The following is an 18931-nucleotide window of genomic DNA, read 5'->3' as shown; positions in this document are numbered from 1 at the left end:
AACAGGCAATTACGCTTTTGTTGTTTATCTTGAACAGATGTTAAATATTTCTTACAATTAAGATAATTACAATGATAAGGATGTGGAAAATGGTAATTAAAACGCGTGTTGAAAGTAGAGAGTTGATGGTTTATAGAATTTTAAATTCTAGGAAAGTGTTGCCTTTTAAGGATGCGTTACATCTAGCAAACCTTGAAAAAGGTTATGAAGGAGAACGATTGTTTGATGAACGTTTAAGAAAAATAAAGAATGATTGGCTCGTACTTAATGATTTACAGTTGGAAAGCAACAATAATAACCTTCAAATCGATTCACTGCTAATATCTGAAAAAATGATTTTGATGTTTGAGATCAAAAGTTATGAAGGAGATTGCTATATTGAAGAGGATAATTGGTATTACACTAGCGGTACAGAAATACAAAATCCAGTATTACAACTGGAAAGAAGTGAATTTTTGCTTCGAAGGCTGCTCAGGGACCTCAGTTATAACATCCCCATAAAAACCTATCTCATCTTCATTAATCCCGATTTCCACTTATACAACGCCCCTCGAAATTTACCAATAATATATCCAACCCAACTAAACCGATTTTTCGATAATCTAGATAATATGCAAACCATAATAAATGAACACCATCAGAAATTAGCACACATTCTTATTTCTCTACACAAAAAAGATTTTCCTTTGAATAAAATTCCGAAATATACATATGAGGAACTTCGAAAAGGAGTAATTTGTGCGGCTTGTTCTTCATTTAATTTAGAAAGTAAAAAGTCCTTTGTAGTATGTGAAAATTGTGGGAATTTAGAAAAAATTGAGTCGGCAGTTTTACGGAATGTAGATGAATTTAGACTTCTTTTTCCGGAAAAGAAAATTACAACAACTGAGATCTTTGAATGGAGTAAAGGAATAAAAACTACGGAAACAATTCAAAAGATCCTATTAAAAGAATTTGTTCAAATTGGAAGTACGAAATCATCATATTACGTAAAAAAGAAGTAAGGTAAAAAAATCTCTTATTGTATTTTCTTTTCTTTCGGCCATTCGAGACATTATATAAGGATATTCTCATTTGAATTTGAATCTGGCCATGGTTCTTGATAATAAAATCAAAATACCGATTTGGTTGATAATTTGAGGTTATTCTCGATGAAGAGAATGGAAATATAGATTTGATCGATAATTAGTGCTTAATTCTCGATGAAAAGAGAAGAAATATAGATTTGGTCGATAATTCGGTGTTAATTCTCGATGAAAAGAAGGAAATATAGATTTGGTCGATAATTCGGTGTTAATTCTCAATGAAAAGAATTAAAATACACGATTAGTCGAGAACCAGCATCATTTCACTACGAAAAGAGCAAAATTATGAATAATTTCGAATCCTATCGTAACCTTTTATTTCAATCAAGAATAGGAGGCTTCATTTAATAATAATGGATTCAACATATCTCCCATCAAATTATTGAAATTCCATTAAACAATATTTACTATTGTAATGTAAGGAGAAACAGAGATATTCAACAATGAATATCCCAAAAAGGATGAACTCACCTCAATGAACCAATTAACTAAAGACGTCATCATGGAAATGATTGAACAACAAGAAACATCCATACTTTATTTTTACACTCCACTTTGTGGTACCTGTCAAGTGGCAGGGAAGATGCTATCAGTTGTGGAGCAAATGTTTCCCAAGCTTTCTTTTGGAAAAGCTGATTTAAATTATGTGCCAGAAATGTCCGAATTATTTGCGATAGAAAGTGTTCCTTGTTTGATAATTTTAAAAGAAGGAAAGGTCCAAGAAAAAATTTATGCTTTTCAATCAGTACCATATTTGCATGAACTTATATCAAGGTACTACTGACTTTTGAACTATAAAATACAAAATTTCGATATATTTCCTAGGAAATTTTTCATTTATCCCGTTGACTCGTATAAAAGTCTATGATAATATGACTTTCATACCTTACAACTTTATATCTGAAACTCTTATCAAGAGAGGTGGAGGGATGTGCCCGATGAAGCCCGGCAACCGTCACATTATGTGAAATGGTGCCAATTCACACAAAGCGTAGTTGCTTTGAAAGATGAGGGAAGGATTTTTAATTATTTATGCCTTTCTGCTCATTTTTGCAGGAAGGCATTTTATTTTGAAAATAAACCTTCTCCAAACCTATTTTTACAGCGAGGTGAGATCATGACAAAAGAGTTGGATTGGGATGTTGCGGTAGTTGGCTTAGGTTCTATGGGGAGCTTTGCTTTTTGGCAATTGGCTCGAATGGGAGTCAATGTTGTGGGCTTTGACCGTTATAGACCTGGTCATGACAAAGGCGCCGGACATGGTGAAACAAGGATTTTTCGTACAGCCTATGGCGAAGGTGTTGAATATGTTCCTTTACTAAAAGAAGCGAGATTGCTTTGGAGGGAACTAGAGGGAGAAACAGGTGTAGAGTTATATACCGAAAATGGCGGAACGATGTTTGGTCCAAAAGGTGATATTTTTATGAAAAATGTTGAGGCTAGTGTTAACGAATTTAGCCTACCTCACAAAAAGTACACAGGATCTGAGGCGAAAAAAGTTTATCCGCAAATTAATTTTAAAGAAAATCATGTAGCGATCTATGAAGAATTTGCTGGTTTCCTTAGACCTGAGCTTTCCATTGAAACAGCGGTTAAACGCGGAGAAGAATTAGGCGGAAACATCTTTACCGAAAGTCCGGTTGAAAAGATTGAAGCGGATGAAAATGGGGTAACGATTATTTGCGAAGATAGACAGTTTAGAGTTAAAAAGGTGATCGTCTCCTCCGGAGGGTGGACGTCCCAAATTCTTCCAGAACTCAAATTGCCGCTTTCACTCGAACGTCAAGTTTTAGTGTGGTATGATGCAAAAAATCCTGAGCAATTCACACCAGAAAAATTCCCGATATTTTCACGAATGAAAGATGGAATTGGATTTTACGGATTTCCTACTGTAGATGGGAAGACAGTCAAAGTTGCCCTTCATCACGGTGGCCAAATTGTCAATCATCCTGATGAAGTTGATAGGGAAATCCACGAGTCAGACCTAGAACCTGTCACTGAAAAAGTAAAAGAGTATTTTCCTGATTTAATTCCTGTTCCGGTAAAAGCAAAAACATGTTTTTACACGAATACACCAGACGAACATTTTATCCTAGGACCTGCGCCTGGATTGCCAAATGTTACTCTTCTCGGACCAATGGCCGGGCATGGATTTAAGTTTGCTCCCATAATGGGGAAAATTGCAGCAGAATTAGCGACTGATAAAACACCGACACTAGAGATAGGCATGTTTGACCCAAGTCGTTTTAATCAATAAAAACAAAAAATAGAATGAGGGATATTATAATGAAGAAATTATTTGCTGTTATATTGTTAGGATTAATTTTAGTATTATCTGCATGTGGCTCTAAAGGCAAATCAGATGTTATTAAAGTAGGTACAACTACTTCAGAAGTTCCAACTTGGAATCTTGTAAAAGAACTAGCTGAAAAACAAGACATTAAAATTGAAATTGTAAAATTTGATGACTATGTTCAACCAAACCTTGCTGTAGATAGCGGAGAAATTGATATTAATGCATTCCAAACGGTTGTATATTTCGATAGTTTTAAAAAGGATCGTAAACTAGATTTAGCTGCGATTGGAACAACAAACATTTGGCCAATGGGAATTTATTCTAAAAAAATCAAAGATATTAATGAACTAAAAGATGGAGATCAAATCGTTATCCCGAAAGACCCAACAAACTTAGGAAGAGCTCTTTTATTACTGCAAAAAGCTGGCGTTATTACATTGAAAGATGGATTTGATGGTACTGGCGGAGTAGAAAATATTGTCGAAAATCCTAAAAATCTAAAGATTACTACTGTAGATGCTGGACAAACAGCTCGCGGTCTTGACGATGCTACTGCTTCTATCATTAACTCTGACATGGCGATTAATGCTGGTCTAAACCCTACAAATGATCCAGTATTTAGAGAAGATGCGAGCAATAAAGCGTATGTAAATATTATTGCAGCTCAAACAAAACGCAAAGATGACGAAACATTAAAGAAAATCGTAGACATCTATCATACAGATGAAGTAAAAAGCTTCATTGAAAAAGAATTTAGCGGTGCTGCTGTTCCAGTTAGAGAACCTATTTCATTCTTAGATGATTATAAACAAAACTAATCTTTTACCATTAGCCTGTTTTCTATAAAACAGGCTAATGGTTTATATATTTTCTGATATAATGTAAAATCGTATTGCTTGATGAAAATTTTTAAACGGATTAAGGAGAAAGCATATGCTTGTATTACAGGATGTTCATAAAGTGTATGGGAAAAATAAAGAGAAACAAGTTGCAGCTTTACAAGGGATAAATCTCTCTGTCGATAAAGGTGAAATATTTGGAGTAGTAGGTTTTAGTGGTGCTGGTAAAAGTACGCTGATTCGATGTGTCAATTTATTGGAACGCCCTACTTCCGGAAAAGTTTTGATCAATGGTGTTGATTTGCTTACTTTGTCCGCTAAGCAATTACGGGAACAAAGAAAGAAAATTGGCATGATTTTTCAAAACTATAATTTATTGCACTCGAAAACTATTTTTCAAAATGTGGCGATGCCGCTCACTTTGGAAGGGAAACCTAAGGAATTCATTAAGGATAAAGTAACGGAATTGTTATCGTTTGTTGGATTGGAAGATAGAATGAATCATTATCCCGAACAGCTATCAGGCGGTCAGAAGCAAAGGGTGGGCATCGCGCGTGCACTTGCGACAGATCCTGATATCCTTTTATGTGATGAAGCAACTTCTGCACTTGACCCAAGTACAACGGAATCGGTTCTAGAGTTATTACGCAAGGTTAGAGAAGAATTTGGTGTCACCATTTTAATGATTACCCATGAAATGAATGTCATTAGAGATGTGTGCGATAAAGTTGCTGTTATTGAAGGTGGAAAAATTGTCGAGCAAGGTTCTGTCATCGATGTGTTCACCGAGCCTCAAACAGAGATTGCAAGAAGTTTTGTTAGAACAGTATTAAATGATGATACTCCTAATTCTATTAAAGAGTTAATTAAAGCAAATTCCGGAAAAACGTATCGGATTATCTTCAAAGGAATTTCTACAAGTGCTCCGCTTTTATCTGATACCGCAAAAAAATTCTCAGTAGATCTGAATGTATTTCATGGAATGCTTACTGAATTACAAGGAATTCCGTTCGGAAATTTGTTAGTAAATATACAAGGAGATTCGGAAGAAATAGCACGTGCTGTTCAGTATATGAGAGATCAAGAGGCAACTGTAAGGGAGGTAACTCAAGATGCACTTTGAGCCTTGGTTTTGGCCTGAGTTTTTTAAGGCTTTGAATGAAACGTTTTATATGGTTGGGATTGGTCTTATTATATCTGTAATTATTGGAATACCAATCGGTGTTATATTAGTCATTACAAGAGAAAATGGAATTTTAGAAAATAAAGTAGTCTTTAATATCCTGAATGTAATTATTAATATATTTCGTTCAATTCCGTTTATCATTCTCCTCGTGGCTGTTACACCATTTACACGTTTGATTGTGGGGACAGCGATAGGAACGACGGCGGCAATTGTGCCACTTGTACTCTATACAGCTTTTTATATTGGTCGTTTAGTTGAGAATTCGCTACTCGAGGTGGATAGCGGAACAATCGAGTTAGCAAAAGCGATGGGAGCTACTCCTTGGCAAACCATTTGGCGCTTTTTACTTCCAGAAGCACTAAGTTCAATTGTTTTAGCTTTAACGATTGCAACAATTGGTCTTATCGGTGCATCGGCAATGGCGGGGGCAGTTGGTGCTGGTGGGATCGGTGATATGGCCATTACGTACGGTTATAATCAATTTAAAACAGAAGTTACAATCGTTACGGTCATAGCGCTTATCTTATTGGTTCAAATCGTTCAATCGCTTGGAAACATGATGGCGAAAAAAATAAGAAGAAATTAATTCATTCCGGGCATAATTGCTCGGAATTTTTTAGTACTATTTTATCAAAAAATAATATAGTCGTTATTGCACACATGCATACTCAAACCCACTCCCAGTCTAAATTTGTTCACTTTTTTCTTCAAAATTTTTATTTTCATCGAAGTTTTTTTCCTATATAATTGGGAATGTGATAAAGGTAGCGAAATAAGGACACCTAGGTTCCTGACAAATGAAAGGATTGGTTTTTTATTAATACCTTAGATATACAATACACAAACGGTATGGAAAAAGCGATGTATGGTGCACATGGAGTGGGATATGAAACGTATAAGCGCCAACATCAGGTAAGAGTTTTAATTGAGAAAAAACGTGAAAAAGAGTATGTTCTTTCTCAAAGATTAAGATCGGATTTGGAACGGAAAATACATTCTTGATTTCTATATATAATGAAGGAATGCGTTAATTCCAAAGGGCGGGCGTAATTTGCGTCGGCCCTTTTAAAATTGCGATGATTTGTATGCTCGAATTGAAATTCCCTCCTAGTTGATAATAATTTTAATATGATATAAGATAAGGATTGAGAATAAATTGAGAATGAACTCATCAAAATAAGAAAATCACTTTGTTTATACGGAGGTATGATCATGGCTTCAACGTTAACAATTAAGGATCTTCATGTCGAAATTGAAGATAAAGAAATATTAAAAGGTGTAAACCTAGAAATAAAAGGTGGAGAAATCCATGCTATCATGGGTCCGAATGGTACTGGTAAATCAACTTTATCTTCTGCCATTATGGGACATCCAAAATATGAAGTAACAAGTGGTTCTATTACACTTGATGGCGAAGATGTATTAGAAATGGAAGTAGATGAGCGCGCTCGAGCAGGCTTGTTCCTTGCGATGCAATATCCAAGCGAAATCAGCGGAGTGACAAATTCTGACTTTCTTCGTACATCCATCAATGCACGCAGAGAAGAAGGACAAGAAATTTCATTAATGAAATTTATCCGTGAAATGGATAAAACAATGGAATTACTTGAAATGGATCCGAATATGGCACAGCGCTATTTAAATGAAGGTTTCTCGGGTGGAGAGAAGAAGCGTAATGAAATTCTACAATTGATGATGCTTCAACCGCAAATCGCGATTTTGGATGAAATTGACTCCGGCCTTGATATAGACGCTCTAAAAGTTGTATCTAAAGGTATTAACGAAATGCGTTCAAGTGACTTTGGCTGCTTAATTATTACCCACTATCAACGCCTTCTTAACTATATTACTCCTGACTATGTCCATGTAATGATGCAAGGACGTATTGTAAAATCAGGCGGTCCAGAACTTGCTCAACGATTGGAAGCAGAAGGCTATGACTGGATCAAAGCTGAATTAGGGATTGAAGACGAAACAGTTGGTCAGGAAGCATAAGTGTAAGGAGGATCATAATGACAATCGATACAAAAATGAATATAGATCAGGATTATATCCGTTCTTTTTCATCTCAAAAAAGCGAACCGGAATGGCTTACTGAGTTAAGAGTAAATGCGCTCGCTTTAGCTTATGAAAAAGCTTTGCCGAAACCAGATAAAACAAGAATCAATAAATGGAATTTTACTGAATTTACAAAGCATCAATCTGAAGGAAACAAATTCCAATCGCTAGATGAATTACCTGAGGCAGCAAAATCATTTGTAAATATAGATACAGCAAATCAAAATCTATATATTCAACATAATCAAACAGCCGCCTATCTATCTCTTTCGGAAGAATTAAAGAAACAAGGTGTTATATTTACGGATATTTTTACTGCCGCAAAAGAACACCCTGAACTTGTTCAAAAGTACTTCATGAAAGATGCTGTAAAAGTCGATGAGCATAAGCTTACTGCTTTACATGCAGCTTTGCTAAATGGCGGTGCGTTCCTCTATATTCCGAAGAACGTAGAAGTAAAAGACCCGGTACAATCCGTTTTTATTTTTGATGATAAAGAAGCAGCGATGTTTAACCATGTACTTGTTGTAGCCGATGATAATAGTTCCGTCACATATGTGGAAAACTATATCTCAACGAATGAAGAAGTAAATGGAGTTGTAAATATTGTAGCAGAAGTCATCGCTAACAATAATGCGAAAATCGTTTTCGGTGCTGTCGACACATTAGCAAAAGGTTCTACCATCTATGTAAATCGCCGTGGTGTAACAGGAAGAGATGCTACGGTTGATTGGGCACTTGGTATGATGAACGATGGCAATACGATCTTTGAAAATATTACAAACTTAATCGGCGATGGTTCTAGCAGTGATGCCAAAACGGTTGTTGTTGGTAGAGGAGAACAAACACAGAACTTTACGACAAGTATTGTCCACTTTGGAAAAAATTCAACTGGACATATTTTGAAGCACGGTGTTATGAAAGAAGCTGCCTCTTCTATTTTTAATGGAATTGGTAAAATTGAAAAAGGTGCTTCAGGAGCAAATGCTGAACAAGAATCTCGTGTATTGATGCTTAGTGATAAAGCTCGTGGAGATGCAAACCCAATTTTACTAATCGATGAAGACGATGTAGTTGCAGGGCACGCAGCTTCTGTAGGACGTATTGATGAGATTCAGCTCTACTATTTAATGAGTCGTGGAATTACACGAGCTGAAGCGGAAGTGTTAATTATTCACGGTTTCTTGGCTCCAGTAGTAGAAAATCTTCCAATAGAAGCTGTAAAAAAACAGCTTACAGACATTATCGAAAGGAAATTAAGATAATGAACAATTATGAGGTTCGCAAACTTTTTCCAATTCTTGACCAGGAAGTAAACGGGCATCCACTCGTATATCTGGACAGCGCTGCGACCTCACAAAAGCCTGTTCAGGTAATAGAAGTGTTAGATGAATACTATCGTGAATATAATTCTAACGTTCACCGTGGGGTTCATACTCTAGGAACGAGGGCAACCGATAGGTACGAGGCGGCTCGTGAAAAGGTTAGAAAGTTCATCAATGCTTCTTCAATAGAAGAAATTATATTTACTAGAGGGACAACGACTGCACTCAATACAGTTGCAGTTAGTTACGGAATGGAAAATCTCAAAGAAGATGATGAGATTGTCATTTCTTATATGGAACACCATAGTAATATTATCCCTTGGCAGCAGTTAGCGAAACGGACAGGTGCCAAGCTTAAATATATCCCACTTCTAGAAGATGGTTCAATTAGTCTTGAGGACGCTCGCGAAACCATCACGCCCAAAACGAAGATTGTTTCCATCATGTATGTGTCAAATGTCCTTGGAGTCATCAACCCAATCAAAGACTTAGCCGCAATTGCTCATGAAAATGGTGCCGTAATGGTTGTGGACGGTGCACAAGCTGCCCCTCATATGCAAGTAGATGTACGGGATTTAAATTGTGACTTCTTTGCTTTCTCCGGACATAAAATGTGTGGTCCAACAGGGATTGGCGTTTTATACGGAAAAAGAGAACATTTAGAGAAGATGGAGCCAATTGAATTTGGTGGCGAAATGATTGATTTTGTCGGCCTGCAAGAATCAACATGGAAAGAACTTCCGTGGAAATTCGAAGCCGGGACCCCAATTATTGCAGGAGCAATCGGCCTCGGTGCAGCGATTGATTTTTTAGAGAAAATAGGCACAGACAATATTTTAGAGCATGAACATCGTCTAGCAGCATATGCGCTCGAAAAAATGTCATCTATTGAAGGTCTCACTATTTACGGACCAAAAGAGGCTGAAAAAAGAGCCGGCGTTATTACGTTTAATCTAGAAGATGTCCATCCACATGATGTAGCAACTGTTCTAGACTCTGAAGGAATTGCGATTCGAGCAGGACATCATTGTGCCCAGCCGCTGATGAAGTGGTTAAATGTTTCTTCAACGGCAAGAGCAAGCTTTTATTTATACAACACGGAACAAGACATTGATATGCTTGTTGATGGGCTTGTCAAAACAAAGGAGTATTTCACGAATGTCTTTTAATAACCTAGATGCACTCTACCGACAAGTGATTATGGATCATTATAAAAACCCGCGCAATAAAGGCAGCCTGGGTGATGGGAACCTGACTGTCGATATGAATAATCCGACATGTGGAGACCGGATCCATCTTACAATGAAGGTGGAGGACGGAAAGGTAACAGATGCAAAGTTTGAAGGTGAAGGATGCTCCATCTCGATGGCATCTGCATCGATGATGACACAAACGATTATTGGGCAAGATGTTGAGACAGCCACAAAACTTTCGCATATTTTCTCCGACATGATTCAAGGTAAAGACTATGATGAAGAAGACCTAGACTTAGGTGATATTGAAGCGTTGCAGGGTGTTTCAAAGTTTCCTGCACGTATCAAATGTGCAACTCTTGCATGGAAAGCGATGGAAAAAGGATTACATGACCATCATTAAAGGAATGGAGGAATGAAGAATGGCTAAAAAAGCACCAGAAATCGGTGATTACAAATATGGCTTCCGAGATCGTGACGTCTCCATTTTCCGTTCTGAACGGGGATTGACGAGAGAAATCGTCGAGGAAATATCAAGAATGAAGGAAGAACCTCAATGGATGCTTGATTTCCGTTTAAAATCTCTCGAGCACTTTTATAAAATGCCAATGCCTCAATGGGGTGGAGATTTAAATTCATTGAACTTTGACGAAATTACGTATTACGTAAAACCATCTGAGCAAACTGAGCGTACATGGGATGAGGTTCCTGAAGAAATCAAGCAAACATTTGATAAATTAGGTATTCCAGAGGCAGAACAGAAATATCTAGCAGGGGTATCTGCTCAGTATGAATCTGAAGTTGTGTATCATAACATGAAGCAAGACCTTGAAGATATGGGGATTGTTTTTAAAGATACAGATTCTGCATTGAAAGAAAATGAGGATATTTTCCGTGAGCATTGGGCAACGGTTATCCCGCCAACTGACAATAAGTTCGCAGCATTGAACTCAGCGGTATGGTCAGGTGGATCATTTATTTATGTTCCTCCTGGCGTGAAAGTAGATACACCACTTCAAGCATATTTCCGAATCAACTCAGAAAATATGGGGCAATTCGAGCGTACACTTATTATCGTTGATGAAGGAGCTTCTGTTCACTATGTAGAAGGATGTACAGCACCTGTATATACAACAAACTCTCTTCATAGTGCGGTTGTTGAAATCATCATTAAAAAAGATGCGTATTGCCGATATACAACAATCCAAAACTGGGCGAATAACGTGTACAATCTTGTTACAAAACGTGCGGTTTGTGAAGCGAATGCGACAATGGAATGGGTTGATGGAAACATCGGTTCTAAACTAACGATGAAATATCCAGCCGTCTTGTTAAAAGGTGAAGGTGCACGTGGAATGACTTTATCCATTGCACTTGCAGGAAAAGGTCAACACCAAGATGCAGGAGCAAAAATGATGCACCTTGCACCAAATACATCATCAAGTATCGTATCAAAATCAATTTCACAACATGGTGGAAAAGTAACATACCGTGGAATCGTTCATTTTGGACGTAAAGCGGACGGTGCTAAATCTACAATTGAGTGCGATACTATTATTCTTGATAATAAATCTACTTCCGATACAATCCCATACAACGAGATTATGAACGATAACATCTCATTAGAGCACGAAGCGAGAGTATCGAAAGTATCTGAAGAACAGCTCTTCTATTTAATGAGCCGTGGAATCGGTGAGCAAGAAGCGACAGAAATGATCGTTATGGGCTTCATCGAGCCATTCACAAAAGAACTTCCAATGGAATATGCGGTTGAAATGAACCGACTTATTAAGTTCGAAATGGAAGGTTCTATAGGTTAATATAACAAAAACCCCGTCACATCAATGTTAGTGACGGGGTATTATTTTGCCCAAATCTCGAAATATACATATTTGAGGATGTTTTTAATGTGTTCAATTCCCCGCGCTTTCATATCTCCGCAATCCACGATTGAAAATAAATGTTGCCATTCCCGCACAGTATATCGCAACCAAAGGTGTTAAATATCCAAAGATGCTCCAATCAGTTTTTCCAAATAATAACGCTGCCGGAAAAAAGCTAATGAAAGCATATGGCACTATCACTGCGACGAGTGCTTGGACCCCTAATGAATAGATTGTAATCGGATATTTTGCAAAATCGCTCACGGTGTGGACCATGTTTCCAAAGGCGTTCCCCGGACTGTGCGTCCAAAAGACGGATGAACAAGCGGCCATGTATATAGAAACTCTAATAATGATAGCCGAAATTAATAGAATAATTGCTATTATGACCAATCCTACTGACCAATTAATAGTGATATGACGGAGTGCTTGAGAAATGATAACTGCACCAATAAAGATGTTTCCAACACCATTCATTCCGACGGCAGATCCTAATACTTGCAAAATAGGAGGTACCGGCCTGACAAGAAGGCGATCCATTTCTCCGCGATTTACAAATCTGCTAATAGACCATATCCCGTCGAAAAATAAGGAAGCAAACCCTTCAGTAAAAAAGATCATTGCGTAAATAAAAGCAACCTCCCAAAAACTCCAGCCATTAATCTCGGGAATTTGTTGATATACGACCCATAGAAAAATAAAGCCAAGAATTTGAGTTAACATGGCGGCAACTAGTGTAATTAAAAAATCTTCCTGGTATTCCAAAATCGCTTTTAAATGCTGATTAATAAGGCGGAAATAAATAAATAATGATTTTTTTAGTCTCATTGAATCTCCTCCTTACCCGCCGTGAATCGTCACTTGACGGACGGCCCAATTCCACATGATTTTTCCTACTATCCATAAGACAAACACCCAAAATAGTTGTAAACATAGCATTTGTACAGCTTCAACACCTTGTATTTTTCCTAAATAAATCGAAGCCGGTATATAGACGATACCTTGAAAAGGTAAAATGCTCGCCAAAGCTTTCAACCAATCAGGAAAAAACGTTAATGGGATAAGGGCACCAGAAAATAGATTCGTAATAGCCGCACGTGACCAAGCAATCCCAACTGCACTCGTCGTCCAAAAACATAGTAATGAAAAAATATAGACGATGCTAAATTTTAAAACGAGAGAAATGACCAAACTGATAGCGAAAAGCACAATTGTAAAAGCATTGTCCGGTACTAGTACTCCAGCAAAAAGAATAACAAAAATGGTAACAAAAATAGCGCCAATTAATCCTTCTACTATACTGGAGCCCAATGTTTCCGCTAAACGTGCTTTTTGAAAGTTTAGAGGCTTTAGGAGATCCATTGCCACGCTGCCATCTAGTATTTTCCGAGAGATTCCTGTTTCTGAATACCATGAAACTAAGGAATTCGTTAGGAATGTAATAAATAGGTATGCTTTCATTTGATCCCATGTAAAACCAGCTAACTCTGTTCTTCCTGCGTAAATCGATTTCCATAAATAAAACATCGCTAAAATAAAGATTAAGCTGGAAATTAAACTAATAAAATAGTTAAAGCGATAAGCCATCGTATTTTGCATCGTAATCATAGCTATCGACCTATACTTTTTCTGGAACAAGACGAGTTTCCTCCTCCTGGCCACTGTTTAAATCGAGCTTCCCGTCATACACTTTTCTAATGACTTGTTCGATTTTAGGCTCATCAATGCGAAAGTCGATTACTTCGCCATGCTGCATAACATAAGAAGCAATTTCTCCGGCAGAAATATCAAAACGATTAAAGCGGACAGAGAATTGCTGTCCTGAAACATTTTCTAATATTACTCCCGGCAATCCATCTATTAAAGAAGTTAAAGAAGGGATTGCCTCCTTCATTTGAAAATGAATCGTTCTTTCTTTTACAAAAGCATCTTTTACAGCCTGAAGCTCACCATCATAAATAACGCGTCCCTGATCAATAATGACGAGTCTCTCACAAATATCTTCTATATCGTCCAAATCATGGGTCGTTAAAATAATGGTCGTTCCTTTTTCACGGTTGATTTCTTTTATAAATGTACGAATTCGTTCTTTTACGGCGATATCTAAACCAATTGTTGGTTCATCTAAATAAACAATTTTCGGATTATGTAACAATGCCGCAGCAAGATCCGCTCTCATCCTTTGACCTAAAGATATTTTTCTTGCTGAAAGGTGGAGAAATTCATCGAGCCCGAGCAAATCTTTAAAGCGATTAAGATTTTCTTGATAAATATCATCTGGAATTTCATAAATATCTTTTAATAGAGAAAAAGATTCTATGACGGGAAGGTCCCACCACAACTGTGTGCGTTGCCCAAACACAACACCTATTTTTTGGGCGTTTTCCATCCTATTTTTGTAAGGAGTAAGCCCATCTACAGTAATGGTTCCCGAAGTTGGGACAAGAATTCCTGTCAGCATCTTGATTGTCGTAGATTTCCCAGCACCATTCGGACCTACATAGGCAATTGCTTCACCTTCTTTGACCGATAGATTGATATCGTTGACCGCAAGCTTTTCAGCATATTTTTGTGTAAATAAATGCTTAATGGCTCCTTTTAGACCAGGATCTTTAATAGGGTGACGAAATTGTTTCGTTAATCCCTTTACCTCGATTAAATTCATGTTAGAAAGTCCCTCCATATTACAAATTTCACCAAAAAATACTATATTTAGTAATCTTCTATAAAAATACGAAAAACCCTCTTATTTTATATAGTTAAAAATAACTATGCTATTAGACTCATTTTCAGAAAGTTAGGAGGATTCTATTAACTTCCGCTGAATAAATGAATGAGAGATATCTACTTTTTTGGTTTCAACACATTTAAAAAGAAGGAGGAGTTAAGTCATAGTTTCCATTCTCGGTTTGGCAATTTAACTATTTTTGTAATGGAGGTAGACGAATGTCGAAAAAGTGGTGGAGTCTAACGATGGTATTTCTATTGTTTTTTTCGAACTTTTTTAGTTTTAGTGTCAAAGCAAATGAAAAAAGTGAAGAACCTCCTAGTGAAGATTCCGATTGGACATTAGTTTGGGAGGATAATTTCGATGGTGACGAGTTAGACACTTCTAAATGGTCGATTGATATTGGAAATGGATTTGAAAATCCCGACGGTTCTTGGAATCCGGGTTGGGGAAACAACGAGCTCCAATATTACCATGAAAATAATGTAAAAGTTGAAAATGGAAAATTAATTTTAGAAGGTCGGAAAGAAACCGTTTCTGATAATAGAGGTACGTATCAATATACATCTGGAAAAATCCTTTCGCGAGGCAAGTTTAGCAAAAAGTACGGAAAAATTGAAGCAAGGATGAAATTGCCGAAAGGAAAAGGATTCTGGCCAGCATTTTGGATGATGCCAGAAAAAGATGTGTATGGTGGTTGGGCGGCTTCAGGTGAGATTGATATTATGGAAGGGAAAGGTAGTAAATTGCATAATGTTGGCGGTGCAATCCACTATGGAGGAGGCTGGCCAAACAATACGTATACAGCAAAAGATTATGAATTTAAAGACGGAAGGGATATTACTGACTTTAACGTATATAGTTTGGAATGGGAGCCTGGAGAACTCCGTTGGTATGTAAATGGAGAGCTTTATCAAAAGCTTAATAATTGGAGCTCAACTGGTACTGGAAATGCTGCGAAATACTCGTATCCAGCTCCATTTGATCAAGACTTTTTTATCATCCTAAATCTAGCGATCGGTGGCCATTTTGATGGAAATCCCGATGGAAGCACTGTATTTCCAGGTCAAGTCGAGGTTGATTATGTAAGGGCTTACGAACTGACAGGAAGAGATTATTTAGAGCCGGCTGAGCCTGGGTTTGATGTGGAGGAATTGCCGGATAATGCGAAAAAAGCTGTTGATGGGAACTATATATACGACAATGCTTATGAAAAAGGTTTTACTACCATTACGAACAGTTCTGATTTAGATAATAAGTGGGACTATACGAATTGGAATCTAGTTTATATGAATGATTTTAACGGAAATGCAAATGTGAATGTTGAAAACCTTGACGGAACACCTTTTGCGAAAGTGAACATCAATCAGCCTGGAAACCAATCGTATTCTGTTCAGCTCATTCAAAATATTACTCTAGGAAAAGGTCGATGGTATAAGTTAAGTTTTGATGCTAAATCGAACGCGGATCGAAAAGTAAATGTAAAATTCGGCGGTGGTCCAGAAAGAGGTTATACTGCATACTCGCCAACTCCAGACTTTGCCTTAACGAATAGTGTTCAATCGTATGAAATGAAATTTCAAATGCAGCATGATACAGATCCAGCTGCAAGACTTGAGTTTAATATGGGACTTAATGCAAATCCAGTTTGGATTGGAAATGTCGTTCTTGAAGAAATCGATCCTGTAGATCCGTATAACGAGGATTCTCCGAAAAAACCATTAAGTAATGGGAACCATGTATACAATGGAACATTTGATCAAGGCAGAATGGATCGGATGACGTATTGGAACTTCTATGCAGATGGTGCTAATGCGAAAGCTTCCGTCGATCCTGATAAAAGAGAATTAGAGGTAGCCATTATAGATGGTGGCAGCAGTGAGCAAGCAGTTAAGGTAGGGCAAAAAGGTATAAATCTACTAAGTAATGATGAGTACGAATTGACTTTTAAAGCTAGAACCAATTCTCCAAGAGACATAAAAGTTGCATTCTTAAGTGAGGATGGAACAGTAAATTTTTCTGGAAACCAGACAATAGCTTTAACGACTGCAATGCAAGAGAAAACGATTCGTTTTACAATGCCAGATGTCACTGATGTTAAAGGTCAGCTTGTATTCTATCTTGGCGGAAACAATAATAATGTTTATCTGGACGATGTAAAACTTATTCGCTTAACAAATAAGAATGATCAATTAACATTAAATGATATTTTTCCATTGAAAAATGGAGACTTTTCAAATGGGTTAGAACATTGGACGAAGCATATTCAAGGGGATTATGATGGTCACGGTTCATCAGGAACTCTTCAAGTGGAAGATGGTCAAGCGAAATTCTCCATTCGAAATGTTGGCTACAATCCTTGGGATATCATGCTAATTCAAGAAACAATGAATCTTAAAAAAGGGAACACATATGTAGTTCAATTTGATGCGAAATCGACGGTTGACAGAACGATGGAAGTGGTAGTTGAAAACTCATCCTATACTAGATTTTTTAACGAAAAAATAGAATTGAACAATACGATGAAAACATTCCAATTTGAATTCAAAATGAATACAGATCAAGCGGTCGGCCTAAAATATTTACTAGGAAATATTGCAGGAGGTCCAGCCATAAACGGAGCGCATGATGTGTTCATTGACAATGTACGTTTCGAAATAAAAGGGGAAAGAGAAAAGCACTTCCCACTTAAAAATGGCGATTTTTCAAATGGTTTATCGAGTTGGAATCGACATGTTCAAGGGGATTATGACGGAAGTTCAAGAGCAACGATGGAAGCGGTAAACGGTGAAGCGAAGGTTGCCGTTCAAAACGTAGGAGCGAATCCTTGGGACGTGCAATTGTATCAGCCGGGACTTGCCTTAACAGAAGGGAAGACATATGTTGTTTCTTTCGATGCAAGATCCACAATCGAGAGACTACTAGAAGTAGTCATTGATAATGGAGCCCCTGCTTATCATCGTTATTTTAATGAAACTGTTCAGTTGACTGATACGGAAAAAACATATTCTTTCGAATTTAAAATGACGAAGGATGACATGACGACATTCCAATTTTTACTTGGCAATGTAGGTGGACAGCAATTAGCGAATTCACATGATGTATTTATTGATAACGTGAGATTAGAAGTTAAAGGTGCGAGGGAAGCTCTAGGAGGCAGTGATGACGTTGATCCAGTCGATCCAACGGACCCACCGGAAGAGAAAAAGTGGAAGGAAGTTGGAGAAAACCTAGTGATTGACGGAACATTCGATACAACGAAAGAATTTGGAACGGCACCTGATCAATTGATAGATGGTTGGAATATCTTTAACATGGGCAAGCATGTCGATTGGGCTGGTTTAGCAGATTTTTCAGTTGAAAATAGCAGTCTCAATGTAAAAGTAAGGCAAGTAGGATGGAACTGGTACGATATACAACTTTTGCAGAATCTAAACGTCCCAAGTGGAACATACAAAATTCAATTTGACATGAGTTCAGAACAAGACAGGCCAGTTTATGTAGAACTTGCAGGCTCAGGTATCAAAACATTTAATATTACGAAAGAAATGAAATCGTACGAAGTGATCGTTGATGTTCAATCTGATGGGGTAAAACAATTCATGTTCGGATTGGGAAGGAATTCAGGTGATGTTGAACCACCAGTTCCTTATACGATCAACATCGATAAGGTAAGGCTTGTAAAAGTGGTAGAAGTAACAGATGAGCCGACAGATCCAGAAGATCCAGTCGATCAAAAAAAGGATCAAGTTGAAGCGAATTTCCAGATGAACGGAAATAATGCGGTAACTTCTGATGCTGATTTCGAAAATTTTTTAGATGAGTTGAAAAATGAAGGAACTGTTGTCATTAATTTAGCTAACAATAAAGACAATACGTTTGTTCGTCTCAGTGAAAGGCAAGTAGAGTTATTAAAAGAAAAATCAGCAATGGTTAAAGCTAATTTGAACGATGATGTTATTTTGTCTATCCCTTCTCAAGTATTTAAAAACGATAAAGGAAAAGTTGAAATAAGTGTTAAGAAAGAAAAGACCGTTAATGGGGCTGTCAGCTCTGTCTACAATTTGGAAATGAAGCAAGGCGGACATACGATCTCTGAGTTTGGTGATCTAAATGTAACGTTGTCTATGAAAGTGGACAAAGGAAATGGAGATCTCAGCATTTACTATAAGGGAAAGAATGATTGGATTAAACTTGGAGGGACTAATCTAGATGGACTAGTGACAGTCGATACAAACCAATTTAGTTCTTTTGCAGTTTTTGCTCAAGATCCTTCCAATAAAAAGAAGTAGTTATGGAAAGAAGGCGGCCCAAATTTGTAGCCGTCTTCTTTTACTT

Annotated in this window: 15 protein-coding genes and 1 riboswitch; of the genes, 12 read left to right on the top strand and 3 right to left on the bottom strand. The window is 37.3% G+C overall.

All coding sequences use genetic code 11. The features are described from left to right. Window positions 1-89 precede the first annotated feature (89 nt). From KHA97_RS09280 to sufB, 11 genes are all read left to right on the top strand, one after another. The gene (locus KHA97_RS09280) at window positions 90-1004 is read left to right on the top strand and encodes a nuclease-related domain-containing protein (RefSeq protein WP_213124478.1); all 915 of its coding nucleotides are present in this window, start codon (window positions 90-92) and stop codon (window positions 1002-1004) included. Between the two features lie 556 nt (window positions 1005-1560). Then, the gene (locus KHA97_RS09275; RefSeq protein WP_213124477.1) at window positions 1561-1869 is read left to right on the top strand and encodes a thioredoxin family protein; all 309 of its coding nucleotides are present in this window, start codon (window positions 1561-1563) and stop codon (window positions 1867-1869) included. A 122-nt stretch (window positions 1870-1991) separates the two neighbouring features. Next, window positions 1992-2099, top strand: a riboswitch (SAM riboswitch). 103 nt (window positions 2100-2202) lie between these two features. After that, complete coding sequence (solA, locus tag KHA97_RS09270; protein ID WP_213124476.1) at window positions 2203-3342, top strand: N-methyl-L-tryptophan oxidase; 1140 nt, start codon at window positions 2203-2205, stop codon at window positions 3340-3342. Between the two features lie 29 nt (window positions 3343-3371). Continuing rightward, the gene (locus KHA97_RS09265) at window positions 3372-4199 is read left to right on the top strand and encodes a MetQ/NlpA family ABC transporter substrate-binding protein (protein WP_213124475.1); all 828 of its coding nucleotides are present in this window, start codon (window positions 3372-3374) and stop codon (window positions 4197-4199) included. Window positions 4200-4314: 115 nt separating this feature from the next. Continuing rightward, entirely contained in the window at window positions 4315-5343 is a 1029-nt protein-coding gene (locus tag KHA97_RS09260; RefSeq protein ID WP_213124474.1) for a methionine ABC transporter ATP-binding protein, read from the top strand. Beyond that, window positions 5333-5992 (top strand): methionine ABC transporter permease, encoded by a 660-nt coding sequence (locus KHA97_RS09255; protein WP_213124473.1) that lies wholly within the window; start codon window positions 5333-5335, stop codon window positions 5990-5992. Before KHA97_RS09260 ends, KHA97_RS09255 begins: the two co-directional genes overlap by 11 nt. A 623-nt stretch (window positions 5993-6615) precedes the next feature. Next, entirely contained in the window at window positions 6616-7401 is a 786-nt protein-coding gene (sufC, locus tag KHA97_RS09250) for a Fe-S cluster assembly ATPase SufC (protein ID WP_213125717.1), read from the top strand. A 17-nt stretch (window positions 7402-7418) separates the two neighbouring features. Further along, a complete protein-coding gene (gene sufD / locus KHA97_RS09245) occupies window positions 7419-8729 on the top strand; it encodes a Fe-S cluster assembly protein SufD (protein ID WP_213124472.1) in 1311 nt (436 codons plus the stop codon). After that, window positions 8729-9958: a cysteine desulfurase gene (locus KHA97_RS09240; protein WP_213124471.1), complete on the top strand. Its 1230-nt coding sequence runs from the start codon at window positions 8729-8731 to the stop codon at window positions 9956-9958. The genes sufD and KHA97_RS09240 overlap by 1 nt, the downstream gene beginning before the upstream one ends. Then, complete coding sequence (gene sufU, locus KHA97_RS09235) at window positions 9948-10385, top strand: Fe-S cluster assembly sulfur transfer protein SufU (RefSeq protein ID WP_213124470.1); 438 nt, start codon at window positions 9948-9950, stop codon at window positions 10383-10385. The genes KHA97_RS09240 and sufU overlap by 11 nt, the downstream gene beginning before the upstream one ends. Window positions 10386-10404: 19 nt before the next feature. Beyond that, window positions 10405-11802, top strand: coding sequence for a Fe-S cluster assembly protein SufB (sufB, locus tag KHA97_RS09230; protein ID WP_213124469.1), 1398 nt, complete (start codon window positions 10405-10407; stop codon window positions 11800-11802). Window positions 11803-11895: 93 nt separating this feature from the next. Here the strand turns inward: sufB and KHA97_RS09225 are convergent, their stop codons facing one another. Genes KHA97_RS09225 through KHA97_RS09215 form a run of 3 tightly spaced genes read right to left on the bottom strand, consistent with a single transcriptional unit; the run spans window position 11896 to window position 14530 of the window. Next, the gene (locus KHA97_RS09225; RefSeq protein WP_213124468.1) at window positions 11896-12693 is read right to left on the bottom strand and encodes an ABC transporter permease; all 798 of its coding nucleotides are present in this window, start codon (window positions 12691-12693) and stop codon (window positions 11896-11898) included. Between the two features lie 12 nt (window positions 12694-12705). Then, a complete protein-coding gene (locus tag KHA97_RS09220; protein ID WP_213124467.1) occupies window positions 12706-13503 on the bottom strand; it encodes an ABC transporter permease in 798 nt (265 codons plus the stop codon). Then, on the bottom strand, window positions 13484-14530 hold the full coding sequence (locus KHA97_RS09215) for an ABC transporter ATP-binding protein (RefSeq protein WP_213124466.1): 1047 nt from the start codon (window positions 14528-14530) through the stop codon (window positions 13484-13486). The genes KHA97_RS09220 and KHA97_RS09215 overlap by 20 nt, the downstream gene beginning before the upstream one ends. Window positions 14531-14811: 281 nt before the next feature. Here KHA97_RS09215 and KHA97_RS09210 point away from each other — a divergent pair, with 281 nt between their 5' ends. Further along, on the top strand, window positions 14812-18885 hold the full coding sequence (locus KHA97_RS09210; protein ID WP_213124465.1) for a carbohydrate binding domain-containing protein: 4074 nt from the start codon (window positions 14812-14814) through the stop codon (window positions 18883-18885). Window positions 18886-18931 lie beyond the last annotated feature (46 nt).

This window comes from Lederbergia citri (assembly GCF_018343625.1).
In the GTDB taxonomy this organism is placed as follows: Bacteria; Bacillota; Bacilli; order Bacillales; family Bacillaceae_C; genus Lederbergia; species Lederbergia citri.
Note: the sequence above shows the minus strand (reverse complement) of the source record. Positions and strands in the feature narration are given on the sequence as shown.